The sequence below is a fragment of the Bdellovibrio sp. GT3 genome (assembly GCF_037996765.1).
Classification (GTDB): domain Bacteria; phylum Bdellovibrionota; class Bdellovibrionia; order Bdellovibrionales; family Bdellovibrionaceae; genus Bdellovibrio.
Genome location: NZ_JBBNAD010000005.1, coordinates 318,526 through 339,981, shown reverse-complemented (window position 1 = coordinate 339,981; position 21,456 = coordinate 318,526). Strand labels below are relative to the sequence as shown.

The following is a 21,456-nucleotide window of genomic DNA, read 5'->3' as shown; positions in this document are numbered from 1 at the left end:
CAAAAGCTGGCCTAAAGTATTGGGGAATTACCAATACCGGAGGAATCCCATGGGAAGTGTTGTTTCATTTATCAATCAAAAGGGTGGCGTTGCTAAGACGACGACAGCTATCAACGTGTCAGCACAATGGGCGAAAGAGGGTAAGAAAATTCTTCTTATCGACTTGGATCCTCAATCCTCGGCGACTCGTGCAATGTTTGGTGACGTTGATTTTGAAAACACTATTTATGATGTGCTAACAGGCGAGCTTGAAGCACAGGATGCCATCGTTCAATCAGAAGCTTTCGGAATTGACGTGATTCCGGCAGAAATCATGCTGAGCGGTATTGAAATTCACATGGCGACCAAGTTCGGCCGTGAGAGCATTCTTAAAAGAGCTTTGGCTGAAATCAAAGAAAACTACGACATCGTCGTGATCGATTGTTCGCCATCTTTGGGTCTTTTGACTGTGAACGCCCTGATCGCATCCAAAGACATCGTAATTCCAATTTGTCCTGAATACTTCTCTCTTAAAGGTATTGATTTGATTCTGGACACTTTGAAGCACATTCACACGGGCCTTGGTCACAAGATCGACGTACGTGGAATCATTATTTCCAAATACCGCAACCGTCGTATCGTGGAAAAAGTGATCAATGATTTGCGCACAATCTACACGATCCCGGTATTCAATAACTACATTCCTGAATCCATTGTGGTTGAGGAAGCCCATCACAATCATCAGCCGATGTTGCAATATTCGCCAAAGAATCCGGCAGGTTTGGCGCTGGCTAATCTAGCAACGGAAATGTGGGTTTGAGCACCATCAATCCACTCTTTGTAGACTCAACAAAACCCATTGGTGACAAAGTAGTTACCAATGTGGAGCTTCTGGCTGTTTCCTTACAGCCAGGGGAGTCCTTATTCTTCGAACTCACTGATGAGTTTGGTTTCGAGCAAAAGTACGAAATGAAGAAGCTTGAGACCAAAAAGTCAGTGAAATACACCACTGAGGTTTGGCTTAAGTACCAACATCCCATTCACTATCGTTTCTTGGTGGTCGCGGAAGGGGCGGAAGTTCAGACTTCAGCGATGCGCGATATTTGTGCTGGGCATATTATTTCTGAAAAATGGGAACCATGCGCGGCTGGTGAATTCGTTAAAAGCAAAAAATCCAAACGCAAATCCACACAGTCGGTTACTGTGGCGCAGCCTAAGGACAAGAACGCAGCGCCAGTGATCAAGGCGACAGCTGCAAAACCTCTTTGTGAACCTCATATTCTAAGTCAGATCAAATCGTTGTTTGACGATCTTCTTTAGTCGGGACTAGCCACGTTATGGAATAAGAGAAGACTCTAATTGTGATAAAGCTCAAATTTCTGTAGGCTTTAATTATGACTATTCTATTTTATCTGGCACTTTTCATAATCGGTACGTTGTTAATTTACTTTCGTCCCAGTGCGAAGCTATTACGCGTTTCGATTTACTGGGATATCGGTGTCGGCTCTCTGCTGCTGGTGTTCTGTCTGATTTATGTGATGAACACCTATGTGGTCGAAGCCGAGATCGAAGAGAGTGTGGCCAAACAACCATGTGGAGCATCCAGTCCTCAAGGAGTCTGTTACAATCTAACTCGGGAAGTTTGTGAAACTGCCTGGAATAGTGTCGATCAATCCTGTAGAGATGAGGCGGCTCCCGTATTAAAGGAGCGACCTGGTGCTTTGATTGGTCCTATGGTGAACAGATGTAAGGCCCGACGCATGGATAAAGTTCTTCGCTACAACAGAATCAAAGAAGACAATCCTCTGTGCCGAGCCTACTTCAAGTACATTGACGATAAGAACTAGCGCATTAAATCATGGGCCTCAGCATCAATATCCTGAGTTGTCGGCTTCTTACATCAACCAGTTTATCGATCTGAATTAGAGTTTGTCATTATACTGCTTTTCATATTTGAAATTGGAAAATTGAACGGTTCGGATTGAGTATTTACTTTTATGTGAAAAACAAAAACGTAAATACTCAAAGGAGATTTCCATGTCCGAACCACGCAGTGAGAGTGAAAATCCCGTCATACCGGCACCGAAACCGAAAACCAATATGCGACCGCGCACCAATAAGGATTGGTGGCCAGATCAATTGGATCTGTCGGTGCTTCACCATCAGTCACCCAAAGTAAATCCGATGGATAAGTCTTTTAAGTATAAGGACGAATTTAAAAAACTGGATGTCGAAGCACTTAAAAAAGACATGATGGCACTGATGACGGACTCTCAGGATTGGTGGCCAGCGGACTTTGGCCATTATGGACCTTTGTTCATTCGTATGAGCTGGCACGCCGCCGGAACATATCGCGTTGAGGATGGTCGCGGTGGAGGTGGTGATGGCGCGCAAAGATTCGCGCCGTTGAACAGCTGGCCTGATAATGCCAGTTTGGATAAAGCACGCAGACTGCTGTGGCCGATAAAGAAAAAGTACGGCAGACAAGTTTCGTGGGCGGACCTATTGGTGTTTGCCGGTAACTGTGCTTTGGAATCAATGGGATTTAAAACCTTTGGTTTTGCCTTTGGTCGCGAAGATGTGTGGGAACCGGTGGAAGTGTTTTGGGGAGCAGAGGACACGTGGCTTGGTGATGAACGCTATAGCGGTGATCGAAACCTGGCAAATCCCCTTGGTGCCGTTCAGATGGGCTTGATCTACGTGAACCCCGAAGGTCCCAACGGAAAACCGGATCCTAAATCCTCAGCACGAGATATTCGCGAGACTTTCGCGCGCATGGCGATGAATGATGAAGAGACGGTGGCCTTGATTGCCGGCGGACACACATTCGGAAAAACTCATGGGGCAGCGAAAGCAGATCACGTAGGACCGGAGCCAGAAGGTTGTCCTTTCCACATGCAGGGATTGGGTTGGAAAAATTCCTATAAAACTGGAAAAGGGCCTGACACTATCACAAGCGGCCTTGAAGGTTCATGGACCAGCACTCCGACGAAATGGGGTAACGGATTCTTTGATAATTTGCATAAATATGAATGGGAACTTACCAAGAGTCCTGCAGGAGCTCATCAATGGATTCCCAAGGATAAATCCGCTCACAATCTGGTGCCGGATGCGCATGATTCCAGCAAGAAGCATCCACCAACGATGTTGACCTCTGATCTTGCTTTGTTGGCGGATTCATCCTACGTGAAAATTTCCAAACGCTACCATGAGAATCCGAAAGATTTTGCGGATGCTTTTGCAAAAGCCTGGTACAAGCTTTTACATCGCGATATGGGTCCGATTTCACGTTACTGGGGCCCGTGGGTTGCACCTGCGCAGTTGTGGCAGGACCCGGTGCCAGCGGTCGATCACAAACTCATCGATGAAAACGATATAAAGGATTTGAAAAAGAAAGTTCTGGATTCGGGTATTAGTAATTCGCGTTTGATTGCAACGGCTTGGGCGGCAGCGGGATCCTTCCGTGGCACCGACAAACGGGGCGGGGCAAATGGCGGGCGCCTGCGCTTGTCACCACAGCGTGAATGGGAAGTGAATGAGCCTAAAGAATTGACCGGGACATTGAGCGCGCTCGAAAAGATTCAGTCAGATTTTAATAAATCCTCCTCTGGCGGCAAGAAGATTTCCTTGGCAGATCTAATTGTGCTGGGTGGGTGTGCAGCGGTAGAGAGTTCTGCGAAAAAGGGCGGAGTGGATGTGACCGTGCCATTTGCACCGGGTCGTACAGATGCCACTCAAGAGCAAACAGATGTTCATTCTTTTGCGGTGCTTGAACCAAAAGCAGACGGCTTTAGAAATTTCTATCGAAAAGGTTTGCCGTTGTCTCCAGAAACGATGCTTTTGGACCGTGCAAATCTTTTAAGCTTAACTGCACCTGAAATGACGGTGCTCTTGGGTGGTTTGCGTGTTCTGGATATGAATCATGGCGGGAGTCGCCACGGAGTTTTCACGGATAAACCAGGAACGCTGACCAATGATTTCTTTGTGAATCTTCTGGATATGAATACGGTGTGGGATGAGCCCTCTAAGGATGGCGTCTATCAAGGAAAAGACCGCAATACCGGAATAGCGAAGTGGACTGCGACCTCGGCGGATTTGGTATTTGGATCCCATGCGCAGTTAAGAGCATTTTCGGAAGTCTATGCTTGCAATGATTCCAAAGAGAAGTTCGTTAAGGATTTCGTCTGGGCTTGGAACAAAGTTATGAATGCGGATCGCTTTGATCTGGCTGATCGCGTTTAGAGAAACTAAAAAAAAGGAGCCTTTGATTAAGAGATCAGAGGCTCCCTAAATATCATATGTGAAGATGTTGGGAATCGTACGGTTCAATTGGCGATCTGACTGGTGGTTCTGGGGTCGTTACCATGTCTTCATTTCGAAGAGTCATTTGCAAAATATCCAAGATCCGCTCTGAGGCACGGCCGTCGCCGAAGGGGTTCTTTGCCTGGGACATACTGTTGTATAAATCAGCAGAATCCAGAATTTCCGTCGCAAGCTTTAAAAAGCGCCTCTGTTCCAAAGGAATTAGTTTTGAAGTGCCCGCGACGATAGCTTCAGGACGCTCTGTTTTCTCTCTGGCGACAAGAATCGGTTTTCCCAACGAAGGAGCTTCTTCCTGAACACCACCGGAATCGGTGATAATCATATGAGCCCGGTCCATCAGGTAAATAAATGGTACATAATCCACCGGCTCGCAGAGCCAGATTTTATTCTCTGGATTGATGAAGCTGTCTTTGTCAACCCACTGAGCCTGACTACCAAAAATTTTTGCCGCCGAAGCACGCACCTGAGGATTCATGTGGAGTGGAATTAGCAACTCCACATCTTCCCTTCGTGAAAGATCCAAAAGACCCTTCATGACTTCTTCCATCGGAGTACCAAAAGATTCGCGACGGTGAACTGTTACCAGGATCATTTTTCTTTTCGGATTCAAGAACGCGTATCTTCCGGCGATGGCATCTTGCATTTCCGGCGTTGTTGAAATTTTTCTTTTTACTTCAAATAGCGCGTCGATTCCGGTGTTGCCAGTGACGTAGATGTCTTCAGCGGCATGGTGTTCGCGCAAAAGATTGTCGCGAGCGGTGTCAGTCGGTGCGAAGTGCACATTTGCAACCAAGGCTGTGCCTTTGCGATTAAATTCTTCCGGATATGGGGAGAGGATATCTCCAGAGCGCAGGCCGGCTTCAATATGGACGACCGCAATTTTGTGGTAAAAGGCAACAAGGCTTCCAATAAACCCGCTGGTTGTGTCACCTTGAACGACGACGGCATCCACATTGTTCTCAAGTAAAATTTTATTCAAACCAGACATCACACCGGTGGAAATGTCAGTCAAGGACTGGCCCGGGCGCATCAGGTCCAGATCGAAATCCGGTTTAATGCCGAAAAAGTCAAACAACGGGCGAATCATCTCGCGATGTTGTCCTGTTGAACAAACCAGAACTTTGTATCGTGGATCTTGTTGGGCTTTTAGGATGACCGGGGCGGTTTTGATAGCTTCAGGGCGTGTGCCAAAGACGAATAGTAGTGTTTTCATGAACTAAAATTTATTTAGCAAAGTGCGAGGGAGCAAATTCCCATTACGTAATTTCAACCTTTTAATCTATATGCAGCTGACGCAATCTACGGTGAGGTATTAATTATTTGTTTTTCCACACATCAATGGTGCATGATTCTTAGTGAATTTTTCGACGGAGCTTAAATGAATACGCATAAAGTTAGACTCTCTGATGAAGTTAAACAAGCCCTGGCAAAGGGACTTCCTGTTGTGGCTTTGGAGTCGACGATAATTTCACACGGCATGCCATATCCCCAGAATTACGAAATGGCTCTGGCCGTGGAGGACAAGGTTCGTGCCCATGGTGCGGTGCCAGCGACAATTGCGATTATCAATGGAGAACTTAGAGCGGGCCTGTCTAAAACAGAAATTGAGAGTTTTGCCAAAAAGGGATTGCAGATCACGAAAGTCAGTCGTCGAGACATCCCTCTTGTCGTAGCAGCAAAAAAAGACGGTGCGACAACTGTTGCCAGTACGATGATCATTGCCGAGCTTGCGGGGATCCCGGTCTTTGCAACGGGTGGGATCGGTGGCGTGCATCGTGGCGCCGAGCAAACGATGGATGTATCCGCGGATCTTGAGGAACTGGCACAAACCAATGTGGCTGTCATATGTGCGGGAGCTAAATCAATTTTGGATATCGGTTTGACCTTGGAGTATCTCGAAACCAAAGGTGTGCCGGTACTGGGTTTTCAAACTGCGGAGCTTCCGGCATTTTATACTCGAGAAAGCGGTTTCAAAGTTGACGCGAAAGTGGACTCAGCGCAGGAACTTGCAGATATTCTGAAGGCCAAGTGGAATCTGGGTCTTCAGGGTGGCGTGGTTGTCGCAAATCCCGTTCCTGTGGAATATTCGTTGGATTTAAAATCCATGGAGGCTGTGATCGAGAATGCCTTAAAAGAGATGAATGCCAAAGGGATTAAAGGGAAAGAATCAACACCGTTCCTGCTTGGAAAAGTCAAAGAACTGACTGCAGGCAAGAGCTTGGAGACAAATATTCAGTTGGTGCTGAATAATGCCAAACTCGCTGCAGAGATTGCCGTGGCTTTGTCTCGTTAGTCGTCGGACAAGGCCTTTGGTGAAAAGCTGCTGGCCTTTAAGTTTTGATTGAGCTTGATATCTGCAAGCTGAATGTCAGTGCCACGTTTATTCTGAACATTCTTGATTTTAATGCTCGAGGCGCGAAACTTGCCGCCGCCCAGTTTTTTATAACCGCCAAAGTCGATGACCTTAAGAAGTTTGCCTTGTTTGTCGTAGCACTCTGCCTTAATTGGCAAAAATTCTTTGGCAGAAACGTAGCTGATGACTTTCGAGTAGTTCGGAGAGCTTGCGGTGACGTCGCTTTCCATCAGGATGTACTTACTGCCTTTGATTTCCATTTCTTTTTTGATCGTCGTGGTTGCTGAGGAATCACGATTAAAGTCAAAATCCTCTGCACTCAACTCAGATCCAAGAATGCCACCTTTGGAGTTTTCGCCGGTCAAACGGCGAACCTGTTTATTGGATGGAAGGTAAATCCATTTCTCCTCGGTGTCGTTCTTCATTGTCGCAAGCAGTGCCGTGCCTTTAAGATCAGCGGGCTTCTGCATGCGCACCATCAAGGAATGGTCTTTTTTTCCAGAGCTCATTCTCCAGATTTTCATTTCACGGTCTTTGCTGGAGCCATCAGCTTCTATGATTTTCATGGAAGCTGTGAACGTTTCATCTTTCGCTTTGATGCGTGTGCTCATTTCCTGACCGACTTTATCAACAGTCAATTGCTGAGCCAGGGCATCCTGATGGTTGAAAAGAAGAACGAATGCAAAAATAAAGGACGCTGCTGTTGCCATAACTTTCTCCTTCTTCCAAACTAATGGGCGAAGCAGCCATGGGCAACTTTTCAACATTGTTGGTAAAAGAATCAAATCCCCTACCAGACCAGTCAGCATTGACAAGACCATATAGAATCCAAAGATACGATTCATGGCAAAATACGAAGCCATAAAGACCGAAAATCCTGCAAGCAAGGTCATGGTCGAGATCAGGCAGGGATTGCCCTCCAGCCAGATCATCTTTTCAATATCCAGAGTGCGGCTGTTTTTGGTTTTCTGCATGGCGCGCAGTCTTTCCAGAAGATAAACCGTATTGTTGAATGCCAATCCCAGAGCGATCGAGAAAATAATTGCAACACTTGGTTTGATTGGAGTTTGAGAGATGGCTAAGAATCCAAGCAGAGCTGCTGGCGGAACCAAATTTGGAATACAGGCGACCAGGGACCAGCGCAGGGATTTAAACACGAAAATCAAAACGGCGATGATGGCAACCATGGATTGCCAGAATCCAAAAATCAGCTCGCGGGAAAGCTCATTATTAAGATGATGAATAGTCGAGCCCATTCCGGTGGTTTGGACTTTCATGTCCGGGAACGCTTTTTCCGTCATTTGTCGAACGTTCTCGACCAGATCATGCAGTTGATTGCCTGGCAAATCCTGGGTTCTGACCGAGATTCTGGTTTTAGAACTGTCTGCATTTAGAAAGTTCTTAAGCGGGCTGTCGCTTGCCAGGGAGTATAGGAAGTAAATCTCTGCTGTGGAGCTGCGGCTCGCTGGCAGACGAGTGTTGTGAAGTGAGGCTGCTGCAACCAAATCGGGCAGGCTGACCACGCTGCCTACGGAAGGCAGTTGTCGGATTTCTGCAGAAAGCGAATCCAGACGGGAAATCAAACTTGGATCATTCCAAGCTTCTTTACTGCCATCTATTTCGATATCGACGGGAATCATTCCGCCCAGCTCTCTGTCGATGGTTTCAGTCGATAGACGTACTTGGTGATTCTGTGGGAGGTCATCAAATAGTTTTGCTGACCAGGACAGGTTTCCACCTTTCAGGGCCAATGCCAAGGAGACTATGATAATACCAGTGGTCCAAAGACCACTGCGTCTGAACAGGTAAAGACCCCAGCGCGCCTTAGCCCACGCCCACTCGCGGGCACGTGGTCCTGGTAAAAACAAAAGAAGTGGGAACAAGAGTACAGTTGTGGTGATCCAACCAATGACAATGGAAATTGCCGCAGTGACACCGTACTCACGAATAAGAGGAACGTTAGTGGTTAAAAGGCTCAGAAATCCAATCATTGTTGTCGTCGATGCAATCAAGTTGGGTCTGATAATGGCTTTAAGTGTTTTGCTGACCAGATTCTCGTGGGACTCAAACGGGTTTGCTTTTCTTTCTTCGGCATAGCGAAGCAAGGTGTGAATACAAAGGGAAACCACGTCAATGGTGGTCAGAATCGGAATCGTCGTGGAAAGAATCGAGAATGGAAGTTCCGCCACTGCCATCACCGCTAGCACCAGAATATTTGCACAAAGAATGATAACGAAGGAAATGATCAGTGGCGCAAAGTTTGAAAAAATCAGCGCAAGCACGACAAAGCAGGACAGGAAGCCCAGGATGACAAAGTTTCGCAGCTCAGATTGCAGAAGCAAGCTGATGTCAGTTTGTACCGCCGGGGTTCCGCCCATTTGTACGTCTGCAAAAGGCAGTGCCGCAGTTGCCGTCACTTGCAGATTCTGGCGGAGTGCCAAAAGCTCCTTGTTGGTGAGTCTGTTGATATTCGCAATAACCGAAGCGGTTTTCCCATCTTTGGATATAAGAGTGGGAGCAATCAGTGGGTTCGAAGTAGTCTCCGGCTCCCAGCGATCGATGCTAAGATTTTTCAAAAGGGGACCCACACTCAGTCCCTGGTTGTTATTTATAGCCCCTTGAATATTGGCCAGAGACAGCGTGTTGCGAACGCCGGGATACTTTGAAATCAGATCGGTTAGTTTTTCCAGTTCAGTTATTCTATCCTGACGAAACCAGTTGCCGCCGTTTTCCTGATTTATTTTTGCTGTGATGATGAAGGGCTGAACCTCAGAAAGCTGGAACGTCTGGCGACTCTTTTCATCCAGCATCAATAGAGGGTTATCTTTGGGAAGAAATTGTTTTAGGCTGTACTGTGTGGTTAGTTTTGGCAGGGCAAACAAACTTAGAATTGTTATAAGAACTACGCCCATCAAGGAGATGATCGCCAGATTTTTTCTGGAAACTTTTAAAGGCAGTCGCATCCCATTGTTCCTTCCCTTGAGTGTGGATAACAGATTTATTATATCGGACGGTGCTTTCATTTCTATAATGTCTGATAAAAAGACTAAAAGTTCTTCGATGTTGGTCCGAATTTCAAATATGAAAACTGAGAATGCATCCTATCGAAAAAAGTCGCTTTAGATTTTGCTCAAAGCACCGTAACCTTAGTCCTATGAGTAAAAAGCAAATCACCAGAAATGTTTTCGTGTTTGCTGCTTTTCTGTTCTCGCAGCAGGCATTCTCTTCTGCCACTGTAGAGTCAGAGTTTGAGATCGTTCTTCCTAAGCAGTTCCAGCAAAATCTTATTGAAGAGAAATGGAAGTCTCTGGCCAATCAGGAATTTAAGGCAAATTGGCAATTTCCTGATCAAACCGTGGAGGCTCAGAATGGCGTCCAGGTTCAGTTAAAAGGAATCTCAGTTTCTTTAAATACTGAGCTGGAAAAGCCAGGGCTGGGTTCTTCTGAAACTCAAGTAATCTTGAAGTCCAAGGAGCTTGCGGCACAAATGACGATCGCAAGTATTTCTGTTGATCAATGGGTGGAGCAAACAGTCGGTGGTATTACCGGTCGCTTTCATCTGGTGGCAGAGTGCCCTAACGTCGTGTTAAATATGAAATCTGGAGCGGGCTCATTTTCTGTGAGCTTGAGCCCGGAAATCAACTCCAGTAAAGCCGGAGGCGTGGTTCAGGACTTCTCCTTAGTATGGGATAAAGAGGCGTGGTCGGCAGCAGCATTCGGTTGCACGGGCGCAGCGGGCTTTGCTGATATCGTAAATCAGCAGATCGCTCAGATCTCGGCGGATTCTGCATCTTTCGTTAATCCGCAAAGAACTTTGATTCTATCTTATCTGAATGGGTACGTGGGTAAGTATTCATTTGATCTTGCAAAGCCGCGACAACTTGTCAGTTCGCGATCCGATGTGAATATCAGCATGATTGTGGATTCATTCGATGATTCAAATTCAGAAAAGGCGCTTGCGAAAGGCCGCGTGATTGTGGAGTTCACAAGAGCCCCGCAGGCAGAAACTAAAAAGCTGCAGCTTTCCCAGGAAGCTGTGAACTATGGCACCTCCGGCCAAGCGATGATTCGTCTGCCGGGTGGCTTTGCCAAAGAACTATTAAGTCGTGCTTACGCAGCAAATACCTGGGTGCATCAGTTTTATTCAAGCCAGATCTCAGGACTGTCTTCTGTGATGGGTTCACGCTTCATGCAGTTCTTTGTTTGGCCCGAGTTGATGGACTACCCAAAATCAAGCAAGTTCCTGTTCAACGTCTACTCAAATCAGGATCCCGTGATTTCTGGTTCTGGATTGTCGTATCAGATGAAAGTGAATTTGCTCTCTCAAATGAAAGCACCTAAAAATGGGCAATATGTTCCATTTATGAACTTCGTTGTTCCTTTCAGCAGTGGACTTAGTCTGGGCATTTCCAATAGCAAAGCATCGGTGAAGTTTTCCAACACTTCGCTGGATTTGCGTTATGGATGGGATTCCTGGTATGTGAAGTATTACTATCCAAAGACCCGCTTTGCGGCGTCCACTATTGAGAGCAAGGCGCTTTCTGCCATTGCTGGAAAAGCTTTCAGCTTTCAGCTTCCGGCAATCCCTTTGACTGATGGAGTGAGCTTGAAAATTAACAAAGCCACGTCATTGTCCAATTCGGATCTGCTATTACAGCTGGCTCCTTAAAATGATCGGCCTACAGAAAGTATGTAGGCATCATTCTTCGAGTATAAGCCCAGGGGATTTTCAATATCTCCGGAAATGAAATTCGCAGTCAGGCTGGCGTTCCACGAATCAAAGAAGCGCCGGCCTAATGTGACTTCCACAAATGTACTTGAGTGGACGGTGTCATAAAGGCCCAACAAGGAGGCATTCCAAACCTCTTTCCAGGAGAGTCGCCCTCCCGCCATCCAGGCGCGACGAAATATTTCCGTGATTGAGATATTCGAATCATTTTTTCTTTCGGTATCCAGGAATGAATACTGAACAACTGCAATCAGCATGGCATCGCTGAAGTTGAAGGTTTTCTCCACACCCAATATGCTTTCATGAATCCAACCGGGCAGATTCACGTAGTCACCATAGTTGTCAGAATAGGTCGTGGCATACTTGAATAGAAAGTCCCATTGGCGGCTGACCAATGAGAAACCTCCTTGGCGAATTCTGTATTGTTTGGTGTCGAGTCGGACATCAGGGTCCACTTGAATGACGGTTTTTGGAGAAACTTCGACAATGGTTCCGGTGACTTGGGGTTCAATGATGGGAGCTGAGGCTGCGCCGTCGTAGCCGGTGATGGCGAAATCAAAAATTGAAATAGTTTTTTGCAGTCTGATGGCAAAGTTGTTTTCTAGTGCATCATCAAGAATAGCTTCGTTTCCCCAAGTATAGCGCAAATTGGGTGGTAGGAGCAGGACCAGGTCATTGCCGGGAACCTGTGGTACGAAAACCTCACGAGGTAACCATCTGCTGTTTTCACCGGGTAAAATGGCCTCGCGTGCCGAGGGGATGTAGATCAAATCATAGTCGATCCACTTCAGGGATTCAGAGATCAAGATAGAGGGCGTACCCATTTTCTTGGATCTGAGGGGATCATAAAGTTGCCGTCGGTTGACGATATCTATGGGGTTGTAGCCATCGGTGATCCCCCAGGTGACGACATTGTATCCCACGTAAATATCCAGAACATCTTTTTGAAACTTGATATAGGTTTCGGACGGATCAAAATAAAACTGCTCTTCTGTGGATTTGTTATCAGGATTGGCCACAAGCACGGGCTTTGAGTACACGCGCCAGCGATCTCCCTTTTTCCAGCGCACCATTGGATCCAACTCAAGTTTGAATAAGCTGTCATTGGTATCCTCTCCGTATTGTTCCGGATAATAGAACTCAGTCATATTCATATCGGCACCGAAACTCCACTCCGATTCAGCAGTGGCAATTTGCGGAGTTATGATGAAGAATAGAAGGAGAGTCAGAAATTTCATCGCCTAAGTGTATTCGTACCTACCTTGGACCGTCTGCATGACTTCTGACATTTTGCCAGTTACCATTGAATTGAGTGAGGTTGGTGTTTATGCAATCCCAGATTTCAAGTTTTCAAAATGAACATTTCTTTTCCATTTCATCTGAAGAGGAATTGATTCAGTGCTTTCGTGCAAGAGATCAGAAGAAGCTCATTTTGCCGGACAATCTAAGATACCCCTTCAATGTGCAGTCCTATTTTACCTGGAAAGAGTCTTCTGGTGTTTACACATATCTGGTTTGTAAAATGCCCAATTGGGATATGCCTCGGGGTGTGGCTTTTAAAAGAACACCTTCAAGTGGTGAACCCACTGGCGGACTTTGCAATTGGTGCAACGCCTATGGCTCCTCGGAAGATATCGGACTTCTTTCCGTGGCAATGAGTGCGAATGTCAGCAATTCTTATCTGATTTGCCACGATCTGCGTTGTATTGAAAAAATCGAGGAAAATGCGACCCGGGCTGGAAAAAGCCCGGAAAAACACATTCATGAGCTTTACCATAAAATGGCAAAGCTATTTGAGAATATCAGTAACTACAAACAAGACTGATTTGTTTTACTTTTTTAGAGTCAAGCGAACCGGGCAGTGATCTGATCCCATGACATCGGGGCAGTGCGCGGCTGCTTTCAGGCGGTCCGAAGATTCCTTGTTAACTAGGAAGTAGTCCAATCGCCAACCAACGTTCTTTTCGCGAACGCCGGGACGATAGCTCCACCAAGTATAGTGTTCCGGTCCTTGTTCGAACTGTCTGAAGCTGTCCACCCACTCAAGCTTTTCCAGAAAATGGCTCATCCAAGCCCGCTCCTCTGGCAAGAAACCGGCGTTCTTCATATTTGTTTTTGGATTTCTTAAATCAATCTCTTTGTGAGCGATATTGAAGTCACCGCAAATAATAACTTCACGTCCTTTTTTGCGCAGGCTTTGTAGACGCTTTTCCGCAGCCTTGCAGAATTCAAGCTTGAAGGGAAGTCTGGTGAGTTCGCGCTGACTGTTTGGCCAATAGCTGTTCACTAGCGTGATGGGGCCGAAATCGGCCTCCAGCCATCTGCCCTCATTGTCGAACTTATCGATGCCCATTCCGATGCGCACATTATCAGGTTCCTTTTTGGAATAGATTGCCAGCCCCGAATAGCCGGGCTTTTCTGCAAAGGACCAGGCAGAGTGGTATTTTGCGGGGTGATAGAAGTCCTCGTCCTTTTTAATCGCATCGTCAGTAATTTTGATTTCCTGCAAACAAACTACGTCGGCCTTCTCTTTTTCAAACCATTCACGGAAGTTCTTTTTATGCACGGAGCGAAGACCGTTTACATTCCAGGAAATCAATTTCATCTGTCACCTCAGAAGCTACAGTATAGCAAAGAACCTATGGATTTCATAGCTGAGTGAATGTAACATTTAGCTCGCAACGGAGGAGCTGTCATGAAAGTCGGGTTTTTCAGTTCTAAAAAATATGAAGAGGAAGTCTTTAGCTCAGTTTTCAAACAATCAGGAATTGAACCTGATTTCTTGGAACTTCGACTGACTCCCAAGACTGTACAGCTTTCCAAGGGCTATGACACGATCTGCTGTTTTGTGAATGACATTCTAAATGAAGAAGTCCTGATGAAGCTTAAGGAGCAAGGGGTTCGCAATATTGCCCTACGCTGTGCTGGGTTTAATAACGTAAGTATCAGCACTGCTCAAAAGTTGGGAATGCGTGTCGTGCGTGTGCCGGAATACTCGCCTCATGCGGTTGCGGAACATGCGGTGGCTTTGCTCTTGACGCTAAACCGCAAAACTCACCGTGCCCATGGGCGAATTCGTGATTTGAATTTCTCATTGGAGGGTCTGGTCGGATTTGATCTTTATGGCAAAACGGTCGGCGTGATCGGAACTGGAAAAATCGGACGGGCTTTTGCCCAGATTATGAATGGATTTGGCTGCAAGGTTTTGGCTTATGATCCCTTTCCTAATCCTGAAATGGAGAAAATCGGGAAGTACGTTGCCTTGCAGGATCTTTTGAAAGAATCAGATGTTATCTCCCTGCACTGTCCGTTGAATGACCAAACTCGACACATGCTCTCGTCCTCGGCTTTTGAAGTGATGAAGAAAAACGCCGTGATTATTAATACGGGAAGGGGAGCACTTATTGACACCAAGGAGCTTATTGAAGCCTTGAAGTCCCACCGTATTGCTGGTGCCTGTCTGGATGTCTACGAGGAAGAAGAAGGCGTGTTCTTTACGGATCAATCCGCAGAGGGAATTACGGATGATGTGCTAGCCCGTCTGACTACATTCCCTAACGTCATTCTTACGTCCCATCAAGCCTTCTTAACCCATGAAGCCCTCGTAAATATTGCAGAGACCACTCGGGACAATATCAAGTCGCTGATGCGGGGTGAATCCTGTAACAACGAAGTTAATTAGATATGGCCGTTAAGATTTCGCGGATCTTTCATGCTGGATATGTTTTCGAAAGCCGGGGCGTGCGCATCGCCTTTGACCCGATTTTTGAGAATCCATTCAGTAGAAACTGCTTCTCATTCCCGGAAATCGAATTTGATCTGGCAGCGGTTAGACAGCTTCGTTTTGATGCGGTCTTTATTTCTCATTTTCATGACGATCACTGCTCATTTGACAGTTTGAAGCTGTTGGATCGTGCGACGCCTATTTACATGTTTTGCGTTCATCAGGAAATGTTTTCCTGGATTCGTGAACTTGGTTTTGTAAATGTGCATCCAGTGGTTTTGAATTCATCAGTTTCCATTGGGGATTTTGAAGTCATATCTCGTCCCGCATTGGACGTTGATGTGGATTCTTTATTTCAGATCAGAGTTCAGGGTTTGAATATTCTAAATGTTGTGGATTCCTGGATTGATGAAGACACATTTGCGAATCTGGCGAAACAAGGGCCTTGGGATTTAGTGATGTGGCCTTTTCAAATGATGCGCGAGCTTGAAGTCCTGGAACCCTACAAAGCGGCACCCTCTGATCGGAAACTTCCCGAGGAATGGCTGTCACAGTTGAAAGTATTAAATCCGAAAAACATCATTCCCAGTTCTTGCCAGTTCCGTATGGAGGATTGGTCTTGGTACAACCACGCATTTTTTCCGATTTCTTATGCTGATTTTCATTCGCAAGTAAAAAGCGTCCTGCCAACAGTTAATATTATAAATCTGACTCCTGCCAGCGGGATATTGTTAGGTAAAGATAAAGTGCAAAGCTGTGAAAGTCTTCCGTGGATCAAAGTTATTGGAAATCCTGAATCTGATTATCAGTATGTGCCGGATTTGAAACCTCCCTCCACGGCCAGTATTGCCAGTCATTTTACAAAACTAAGCGATAGCCAGATGAAGCAAGTAAACGACTATTGCGATAAAGGAATTTTGGAAAAATTTCTGGAGATCGGTCCCTCCGCAGATACGTTTTTTAATAAACGCCGAATTTGGAAGCTGTCGGTTTTTTCTAAAGAGGGCCTAGAGACAGTTCGCTGTTATGAATTGAATGATGATCAAATGAAACCCGTACCTGCGTCAGGCGTGAATCCTGATTGGTGTACGGAAGTGACCGCTGCAAAACTGCATTCTGCCTTGAACACGGGGGAGAGTCTGTCATCACTGTATATTCGTGTCGTGAAAGATTCCGACGTCGATGCGGTGGAAGACCCTTTGATTCGCTGTCTATTCAGCGCGGAGTTTGGATCTTATCAAAAGGCCCAGTTAGCCAGAATCAAGAGGGAGGAGGTGTTATGACCGTCGTTCAGTTGTCTGACTTTTCCAAAAAGGTGATAGAGACGATTCTGAAGATTCCAGAAGGCAAAGTTGCGACTTATAAACAGATTGCTGAGCTTGCCGGGAAACCTCAGGGCTCCCGTGGAGTGTCGTGGATATTGCACTCCTCTTCGACCAAGTACAAATTGCCCTGGCACCGGGTTTTAAACTCACAGGGAAAAATCTCTTTTGATATTAAAAGCAGGAACTATCAGGAGCAGAAAAAGAAGCTTGCGAAGGAAGGCGTTGCTTTCGATACGATGGGAAAGCTGGATTTGAAAAAGTACCAGTGGAGTAAGCGCCCAGCCCAGAAAAGAGATCGGGCGCAACCCAGAATGTTTAGTAAGCCTGACACTCGCTAAGATTTAAATTGATGTCAGCTTGGCTGCCAAATTTTGTCTTGCACTGAAAGCGACCCTCTTTGGAAATATTGCTGACCTCAACGAAGGCGTCAGCAAACCACTGACCTTCATGCTGGCATGCCAGAGTTTGAATCATGTAGTGATCTTCGGAAATGTCTTCAACACGACAATTTGGTTTTGGATTTACTTTCTCAACATCTTGATTGCAGATGTTGCCATAGCGAAGAAATTCAGTCGTCGTGCCATCGGCATGAACCCAGCTTGCGGAAAGTGGATAGAAGTTGAAAAGAACATCGCCTTTTTGGGATTTGCAGCGAATCATTTCCGGAGCCGAAAAAGCCGTGGAAGAGACAAGGACCATGGCCAAAGCCAAGAATAGATTTTTCATGTGATTTCCCCCTGATGGAGGGGCATTTGACTTAACTACCCAAGCTTCGTCAACCCGGGAAACGCTGAGTCCGAGCGGTTTTTAAAGAAAAAAGGCGAGCCGGGTGGCCCGCCTTTTCTGGGGAGGGTTTTAAGGGAGTTTGAAGAGGATCATTTCAGAATCCTCGCTGGCCTTGATGTTCGCTACGGCAACATCAGTGGCCGCAATCGCGTCGCCCGTTTCAAGTTTTTCACCATTAACCTGAACGTTGCCTTTGACAACCTGAAGCCACATGCGGCGGTCGTCGCCGATATTGAAGTCCAGGGATTCGGATTTTTTCAATCGCGATATATACATATCCGCATCCTGATGAATTCCAATTGTGCCATCCTTGCCATCCGGAGAAATCACGTGAACAAGTTTTTGCGTGTTCAACTCGGTCTCAAAAGATTTCTGTCCATAGCCGGGTTGCACGCCACGCACTTTCGGCATGATCCAGATTTGAAAGAAGTGAGTTTCTTTATCTTCGTCATTGTATTCTGAATGCATGACTCCTGTGCCAGCGCTCATGCGTTGCACTTCGCCAGGTTTAATCACTGCCACATTGCCCATGGAGTCCCGATGTTGCAATCCACCCGAAACCACGTAGGAAATGATTTCCATATCGCGGTGGGGATGAGTATCAAAACCCGAGCCTCCGGAAATTCTATCTTCGTTGATGACACGAAGTGGACCGAAGTGCATGTGTTCAGGATCATAGTATTCGGCGAAAGAAAACGTATGACGGGATTTCAACCAGCCGTGTTCTGCATTACCTCTGTCGTTGGATCTTCTAATTGTTAACATACCTTTTTCCTTTCTTGTGAGAGGCACAGCCCCTGCAATCAAACCAATTGCTGTCGTTGTTGCGCCGATCATAAATGCCCGGCGCTTAAGGGGAATCTTCAAGTTCATGAGTGCCTCCCATGAATAGAGTATCGGTGAAATTTACTTCCAAAAAAATTAATATGTTTTTATAATCTATATATATTATATTTATATAGTTTAAGGGGTAATTTATGACCATAGATCAGCTGGAAACACTTGAAATGATTGTGGAAAAAGGAAGTTTTAAATCGGCAGCCGAACATCTCCATAAAACCCAACCCAGCCTGAGTGTTGCAATTAAGAAGCTGGAAGAGGAATTCAACCTGCGACTTTTTAATCGCGAAGAGTACAGACCCAAGCTTACACCAGAAGGACTTGTCTTCTACAACTGGGCAAAACAATGTCTTTTTTCATTTCGTGAATTGCAGACAGTGGGAATCGAATTGGGTTCCAAGAAAGTGGAACCGTATTTGACGGTGGTATTGGATCCTTTGGTGCGCTTTGAGGCGATTGAAGGTGTGTTTCAGGAAACCGTTCTTAGTAAGTATCCGACTGAAATGACTTTTCGCACAGAGATTATGAGTGGTGGATTGAATTCTTTGTTGTCAGAGGAAGCTGACTTTGCGATTTCAACCAAATCCGAAGAAAACGACAATGTCGAGAGTGTTGCATTTGACAGAATTGAGATGGTTCCGGTGCTTGCAAAGTCCTTGGCTAAATCATTGCCGGATCTTTCCTATAAATCCTTAAAACCATTCCCGCAGATTGTGGTTCTTCAACAAGGGGATAAAACCAACTTGCTGAAACGCGATCGCAAGGGTGTGGTTGCTGATTCCAAGAAAAGCTATGTCACTGATCATGCATTAAAGCATAAAATGATCATGAGTGGATTTGGTTGGGGGCGCCTGCCACTGAACGAGATTGAAAAGGAATTGAAAAAAGAAAGCCTGTTGCTGATCGAGGACGAGCAGGTAAAGCCTTTCTCTTTGGATTTGCATATTATGCGCCTAAAGCACAAACCAATGGGGCCGGTGGCTCGTGCTGTGTGGGCTCAACTACTGAAGAATTGCATTGCTGTACAAGCCAAAAAAAGTCCGCGCACTAAGTGACAGGAATGTCATGTGAGTCTTGTCTGCCGTTGCCATATCATGAGACCTCTCATGGAGGAACTCATGCCAGCACGGCAGTACAAAGACTTTTTTTCCAAATACGTCGGGGCCTATAATCAAGGATTGCAAGGCCAGCCGGATACAGATCTGATCCGTAGCTTCTTTACGGATCACTTTCTTGCAGCGGGACCTGATGACGTTCAGACGGGTTCCAATAATCACTTTTTTTCTGCGACCTTAAGAAAAGCCTATTCGTTCTATCAAAAGATTGGGGCTCGCGAGCTCAATATTCGCAATTTGGTGGTCACTCCGATTGATCGCTACCATGACATGGTTAAAGTTTACTACCGTGCACAGTACAGTCCCGATGGTGCACCGATAAAGTCCATCGATTTCGATGTGACCTATTTCATGCAACAAGGGGAATCGGGGCCAAGAATATTTGCCTTTGTCTCTGGGGATGAAATGCAAACCTATCGTGATGCCGGATTAGCCATTTGATCTTGAACATTTTTTGGGAGACGATGTTAGCTCACGGAGGTTAGCATCATTATGGTTAAAAAAATTCTGATAGGTTTTCTGGTAGTGTTTGTCCTGTTCCTGGGATATGTGGCAACTCGCAGTGGTACGTTCCGCTATGAAAACAGCACCGTTATTAATGCGTCAGCGGACAAGATCTTTCCTTACTTGAGTAATTTCAAAATGGGCGGTCAGTGGAGTCCTTATGAGCAAGTGGACCCTGATATGAAGAAGACTTTCTCCGGAGAAGATGGGCAAGTCGGATCCATCATGGATTTTGAGGGTAACAGTGAGGCGGGTTCCGGGCGTCTGGAAATGAAAGATATCAAGCCTAACGAATTCGTGGCGATAAAATTGACTATGACGAAACCAATGAATGCCGAGCAAATGGTTGAGTATAAACTAACACCCGAAGGTGACGGCACACGATTTACATGGACGATGTACGGTGATGGCGGGTTTATGACCAAGTTAATGACTGTGCTGATTGACTGTGAGGCGATGTTTAGAGGTCAGATGGAAAAAGGCTTCGAGAACCTGAAGAAAGTTGTAGAAGCGCCAACCGCGACGCCTCCAACTCCGGGCCAGTAGTCTAGAACCATTTCTTGTGTTCGATAATAAGGCAGCGATTGGAGACCACTTTGATCCCTGCCTTTTCTGCTTTTGCCTCGGCCGCAGCGTGATGAATTCCCAGCTGCAACCACAAAACTTCAACACCCCCAAGGGCAATCGCCTCATCCACCACTTCCGGAATTTTCTCCGAGGCTCTGAAGACATCAATGAACTTTCGATACTCTTTGGGGATCTCGGTCAGGGATTTGTAGATTGTAAATCCGTTGGCCTCGTGAGGTTTGGGATAAGTGCCCACCATTTCCCACCCATGATCACGCATATAAAGCGGGACATAGTGACTGGGTTTCGTCGGATCAGGGCTTAACCCATAGACCGCAAATTTTCTGTACTTATCCATGACGGATTTGATTTCATTTTCAGCTACGTTCATAAATTCAGCCTTTCATTGCGGATCGGGTGGCAGTCTTTTCTCCGGTTGGCCTGGGGGAGGATCTATTTCAGGAACTTTGTTAGGTTGAGGATCTATTTCCGGGGTGTCTTTGCGTGGATCCTTTTTGTCGGGATTTTCGACGGGATTCTTTGGTTCCTCGGGCTTATCGGGGGCTTGCGGTTTTTCCGGCATGGCAAATTCTCCTGATTGATACCTCGATTGTCGCAGAGGGAGCTAATATTGCCCAGTGAATCCTTGACATAGTTTTGGGCGCTTATTGAAATCAAACAGAGGTGAACGAATGAAGTATTGGGTAATCATATTGTCCTTCCTGCTCTCTTCCATTTCCATGGCTGCGGAGAGATTTAATCACATCACTTGTGAGTATCAGCAAATTGACTCCGCGTGGGAATTTTCAGCCGTTAACTACAATCGGGATGGCCTTGCACTGGAGAACGGTCAGTCTGCGGCTATTGTCGGCGGTTGGACTTCATCCAGAGAAACCAATGTGGGTTTTTGTCTTGCTTATACTGGTACGGATCGGGAGTCTGCGATTCAAAATACCTTTGTGGTCTTTGAGGGATCAGAGATATTCGGCGTCAATATTCAAGACTGTTCGCCTGTAGGAAGAGATATCAAAATCACCCACACCAGTTCATCACTATCGATGAGAGGAGATGTGGTGGAGTATTCAGTTGATGGATGGTTTGACCAGGGTGAATCCAAGCTTTTGCTAAAGCACTATGTTCCCCTGGTATCGGAGAATGAAAAAGTCACTGAGATCGCAGCAGCCAAATGTGCGGAGCTGCGACCTTAGGAA

The 21,456-nt window shown here is 46.1% G+C and carries 22 protein-coding genes; 14 read left to right on the top strand and 8 right to left on the bottom strand.

From position 1 onward, the window contains the following. The first annotated feature begins 49 nt into the window (after positions 1-49). The 4 genes from AAAA73_RS09015 to katG all read left to right on the top strand — a co-directional run bounded on the left by AAAA73_RS09015 (position 50) and on the right by katG (position 4,221). Positions 50-799: a ParA family protein gene (locus tag AAAA73_RS09015; RefSeq protein ID WP_340597954.1), complete on the top strand. Its 750-nt coding sequence runs from the start codon at positions 50-52 to the stop codon at positions 797-799. Next, entirely contained in the window at positions 796-1,299 is a 504-nt protein-coding gene (locus AAAA73_RS09010; protein ID WP_340597953.1) for a hypothetical protein, read from the top strand. The genes AAAA73_RS09015 and AAAA73_RS09010 overlap by 4 nt, the downstream gene beginning before the upstream one ends. 74 nt (positions 1,300-1,373) lie before the next feature. Next, positions 1,374-1,826, top strand: a complete 453-nt coding sequence (locus AAAA73_RS09005) for a hypothetical protein (protein WP_340597951.1) — start codon at positions 1,374-1,376, stop codon at positions 1,824-1,826. Between the two features lie 190 nt (positions 1,827-2,016). Then, complete coding sequence (katG, locus tag AAAA73_RS09000) at positions 2,017-4,221, top strand: catalase/peroxidase HPI (protein WP_340597950.1); 2,205 nt, start codon at positions 2,017-2,019, stop codon at positions 4,219-4,221. 52 nt (positions 4,222-4,273) lie between these two features. Here the strand turns inward: katG and wecB are convergent, their stop codons facing one another. Beyond that, complete coding sequence (wecB, locus tag AAAA73_RS08995) at positions 4,274-5,515, bottom strand: non-hydrolyzing UDP-N-acetylglucosamine 2-epimerase (RefSeq protein WP_340597949.1); 1,242 nt, start codon at positions 5,513-5,515, stop codon at positions 4,274-4,276. A gap of 165 nt (positions 5,516-5,680) precedes the next feature. On the opposite strand from wecB, the gene AAAA73_RS08990 reads away from it, so the two are divergent. Further along, the gene (locus tag AAAA73_RS08990) at positions 5,681-6,595 is read left to right on the top strand and encodes a pseudouridine-5'-phosphate glycosidase (RefSeq protein ID WP_340597947.1); all 915 of its coding nucleotides are present in this window, start codon (positions 5,681-5,683) and stop codon (positions 6,593-6,595) included. On the opposite strand, the gene AAAA73_RS08985 is transcribed toward AAAA73_RS08990, so the two are convergent. Continuing rightward, complete coding sequence (locus tag AAAA73_RS08985; protein WP_340597945.1) at positions 6,592-9,618, bottom strand: outer membrane lipoprotein-sorting protein; 3,027 nt, start codon at positions 9,616-9,618, stop codon at positions 6,592-6,594. The two genes, AAAA73_RS08990 and AAAA73_RS08985, sit on opposite strands and share 4 nt — an antisense overlap. Before the next feature lie 191 nt (positions 9,619-9,809). Here AAAA73_RS08985 and AAAA73_RS08980 point away from each other — a divergent pair, with 191 nt between their 5' ends. Continuing rightward, entirely contained in the window at positions 9,810-11,324 is a 1,515-nt protein-coding gene (locus AAAA73_RS08980) for a hypothetical protein (RefSeq protein WP_340597942.1), read from the top strand. Here the strand turns inward: AAAA73_RS08980 and AAAA73_RS08975 are convergent. Further along, a complete protein-coding gene (locus AAAA73_RS08975) occupies positions 11,321-12,622 on the bottom strand; it encodes a hypothetical protein (protein ID WP_340597940.1) in 1,302 nt (433 codons plus the stop codon). The two genes, AAAA73_RS08980 and AAAA73_RS08975, sit on opposite strands and share 4 nt — an antisense overlap. Before the next feature lie 89 nt (positions 12,623-12,711). Here AAAA73_RS08975 and AAAA73_RS08970 point away from each other — a divergent pair, with 89 nt between their 5' ends. Then, entirely contained in the window at positions 12,712-13,209 is a 498-nt protein-coding gene (locus AAAA73_RS08970; protein ID WP_340597938.1) for an FBP domain-containing protein, read from the top strand. Between the two features lie 6 nt (positions 13,210-13,215). Here AAAA73_RS08970 and AAAA73_RS08965 read toward each other — a convergent pair whose 3' ends face one another. After that, positions 13,216-13,989, bottom strand: a complete 774-nt coding sequence (locus AAAA73_RS08965; RefSeq protein ID WP_340597936.1) for an exodeoxyribonuclease III — start codon at positions 13,987-13,989, stop codon at positions 13,216-13,218. A 90-nt stretch (positions 13,990-14,079) separates the two neighbouring features. Here AAAA73_RS08965 and AAAA73_RS08960 point away from each other — a divergent pair, with 90 nt between their 5' ends. The 3 genes from AAAA73_RS08960 to AAAA73_RS08950 are packed head-to-tail and all read left to right on the top strand — an operon-like array spanning position 14,080 to position 16,771. Next, a complete protein-coding gene (locus AAAA73_RS08960; RefSeq protein WP_340597934.1) occupies positions 14,080-15,066 on the top strand; it encodes a 2-hydroxyacid dehydrogenase in 987 nt (328 codons plus the stop codon). Positions 15,067-15,068: 2 nt separating this feature from the next. Then, the gene (locus AAAA73_RS08955; RefSeq protein ID WP_340597932.1) at positions 15,069-16,391 is read left to right on the top strand and encodes an MBL fold metallo-hydrolase; all 1,323 of its coding nucleotides are present in this window, start codon (positions 15,069-15,071) and stop codon (positions 16,389-16,391) included. Then, positions 16,388-16,771 (top strand): MGMT family protein, encoded by a 384-nt coding sequence (locus AAAA73_RS08950; protein ID WP_340597931.1) that lies wholly within the window; start codon positions 16,388-16,390, stop codon positions 16,769-16,771. The genes AAAA73_RS08955 and AAAA73_RS08950 overlap by 4 nt, the downstream gene beginning before the upstream one ends. On the opposite strand, the gene AAAA73_RS08945 is transcribed toward AAAA73_RS08950, so the two are convergent. Then, the gene (locus AAAA73_RS08945) at positions 16,749-17,159 is read right to left on the bottom strand and encodes a hypothetical protein (protein ID WP_340597929.1); all 411 of its coding nucleotides are present in this window, start codon (positions 17,157-17,159) and stop codon (positions 16,749-16,751) included. The genes AAAA73_RS08950 and AAAA73_RS08945 overlap by 23 nt on opposite strands. A 129-nt stretch (positions 17,160-17,288) precedes the next feature. Then, positions 17,289-18,092 (bottom strand): pirin family protein, encoded by an 804-nt coding sequence (locus AAAA73_RS08940; RefSeq protein WP_340597927.1) that lies wholly within the window; start codon positions 18,090-18,092, stop codon positions 17,289-17,291. A gap of 104 nt (positions 18,093-18,196) precedes the next feature. On the opposite strand from AAAA73_RS08940, the gene AAAA73_RS08935 reads away from it, so the two are divergent. The 3 genes from AAAA73_RS08935 (at position 18,197) to AAAA73_RS08925 (ending at position 20,224) form a co-directional block, all read left to right on the top strand. Next, on the top strand, positions 18,197-19,114 hold the full coding sequence (locus tag AAAA73_RS08935) for a LysR family transcriptional regulator (protein WP_340597925.1): 918 nt from the start codon (positions 18,197-18,199) through the stop codon (positions 19,112-19,114). A gap of 63 nt (positions 19,115-19,177) precedes the next feature. Further along, positions 19,178-19,615, top strand: a complete 438-nt coding sequence (locus AAAA73_RS08930; RefSeq protein ID WP_340597924.1) for a hypothetical protein — start codon at positions 19,178-19,180, stop codon at positions 19,613-19,615. A gap of 51 nt (positions 19,616-19,666) precedes the next feature. Beyond that, a complete protein-coding gene (locus AAAA73_RS08925) occupies positions 19,667-20,224 on the top strand; it encodes an SRPBCC family protein (protein WP_340597922.1) in 558 nt (185 codons plus the stop codon). Position 20,225: 1 nt separating this feature from the next. Here AAAA73_RS08925 and AAAA73_RS08920 read toward each other — a convergent pair whose 3' ends face one another. Together AAAA73_RS08920 and AAAA73_RS08915 are read right to left on the bottom strand one after the other, a co-directional pair. Further along, on the bottom strand, positions 20,226-20,636 hold the full coding sequence (locus tag AAAA73_RS08920; protein WP_340597920.1) for a CoA-binding protein: 411 nt from the start codon (positions 20,634-20,636) through the stop codon (positions 20,226-20,228). A gap of 12 nt (positions 20,637-20,648) precedes the next feature. Continuing rightward, positions 20,649-20,828, bottom strand: coding sequence for a hypothetical protein (locus AAAA73_RS08915; RefSeq protein ID WP_340597918.1), 180 nt, complete (start codon positions 20,826-20,828; stop codon positions 20,649-20,651). Positions 20,829-20,937: 109 nt separating this feature from the next. On the opposite strand from AAAA73_RS08915, the gene AAAA73_RS08910 reads away from it, so the two are divergent. After that, positions 20,938-21,453 (top strand): hypothetical protein, encoded by a 516-nt coding sequence (locus AAAA73_RS08910; RefSeq protein WP_340597916.1) that lies wholly within the window; start codon positions 20,938-20,940, stop codon positions 21,451-21,453. The last annotated feature ends 3 nt before the right edge of the window (positions 21,454-21,456 follow it).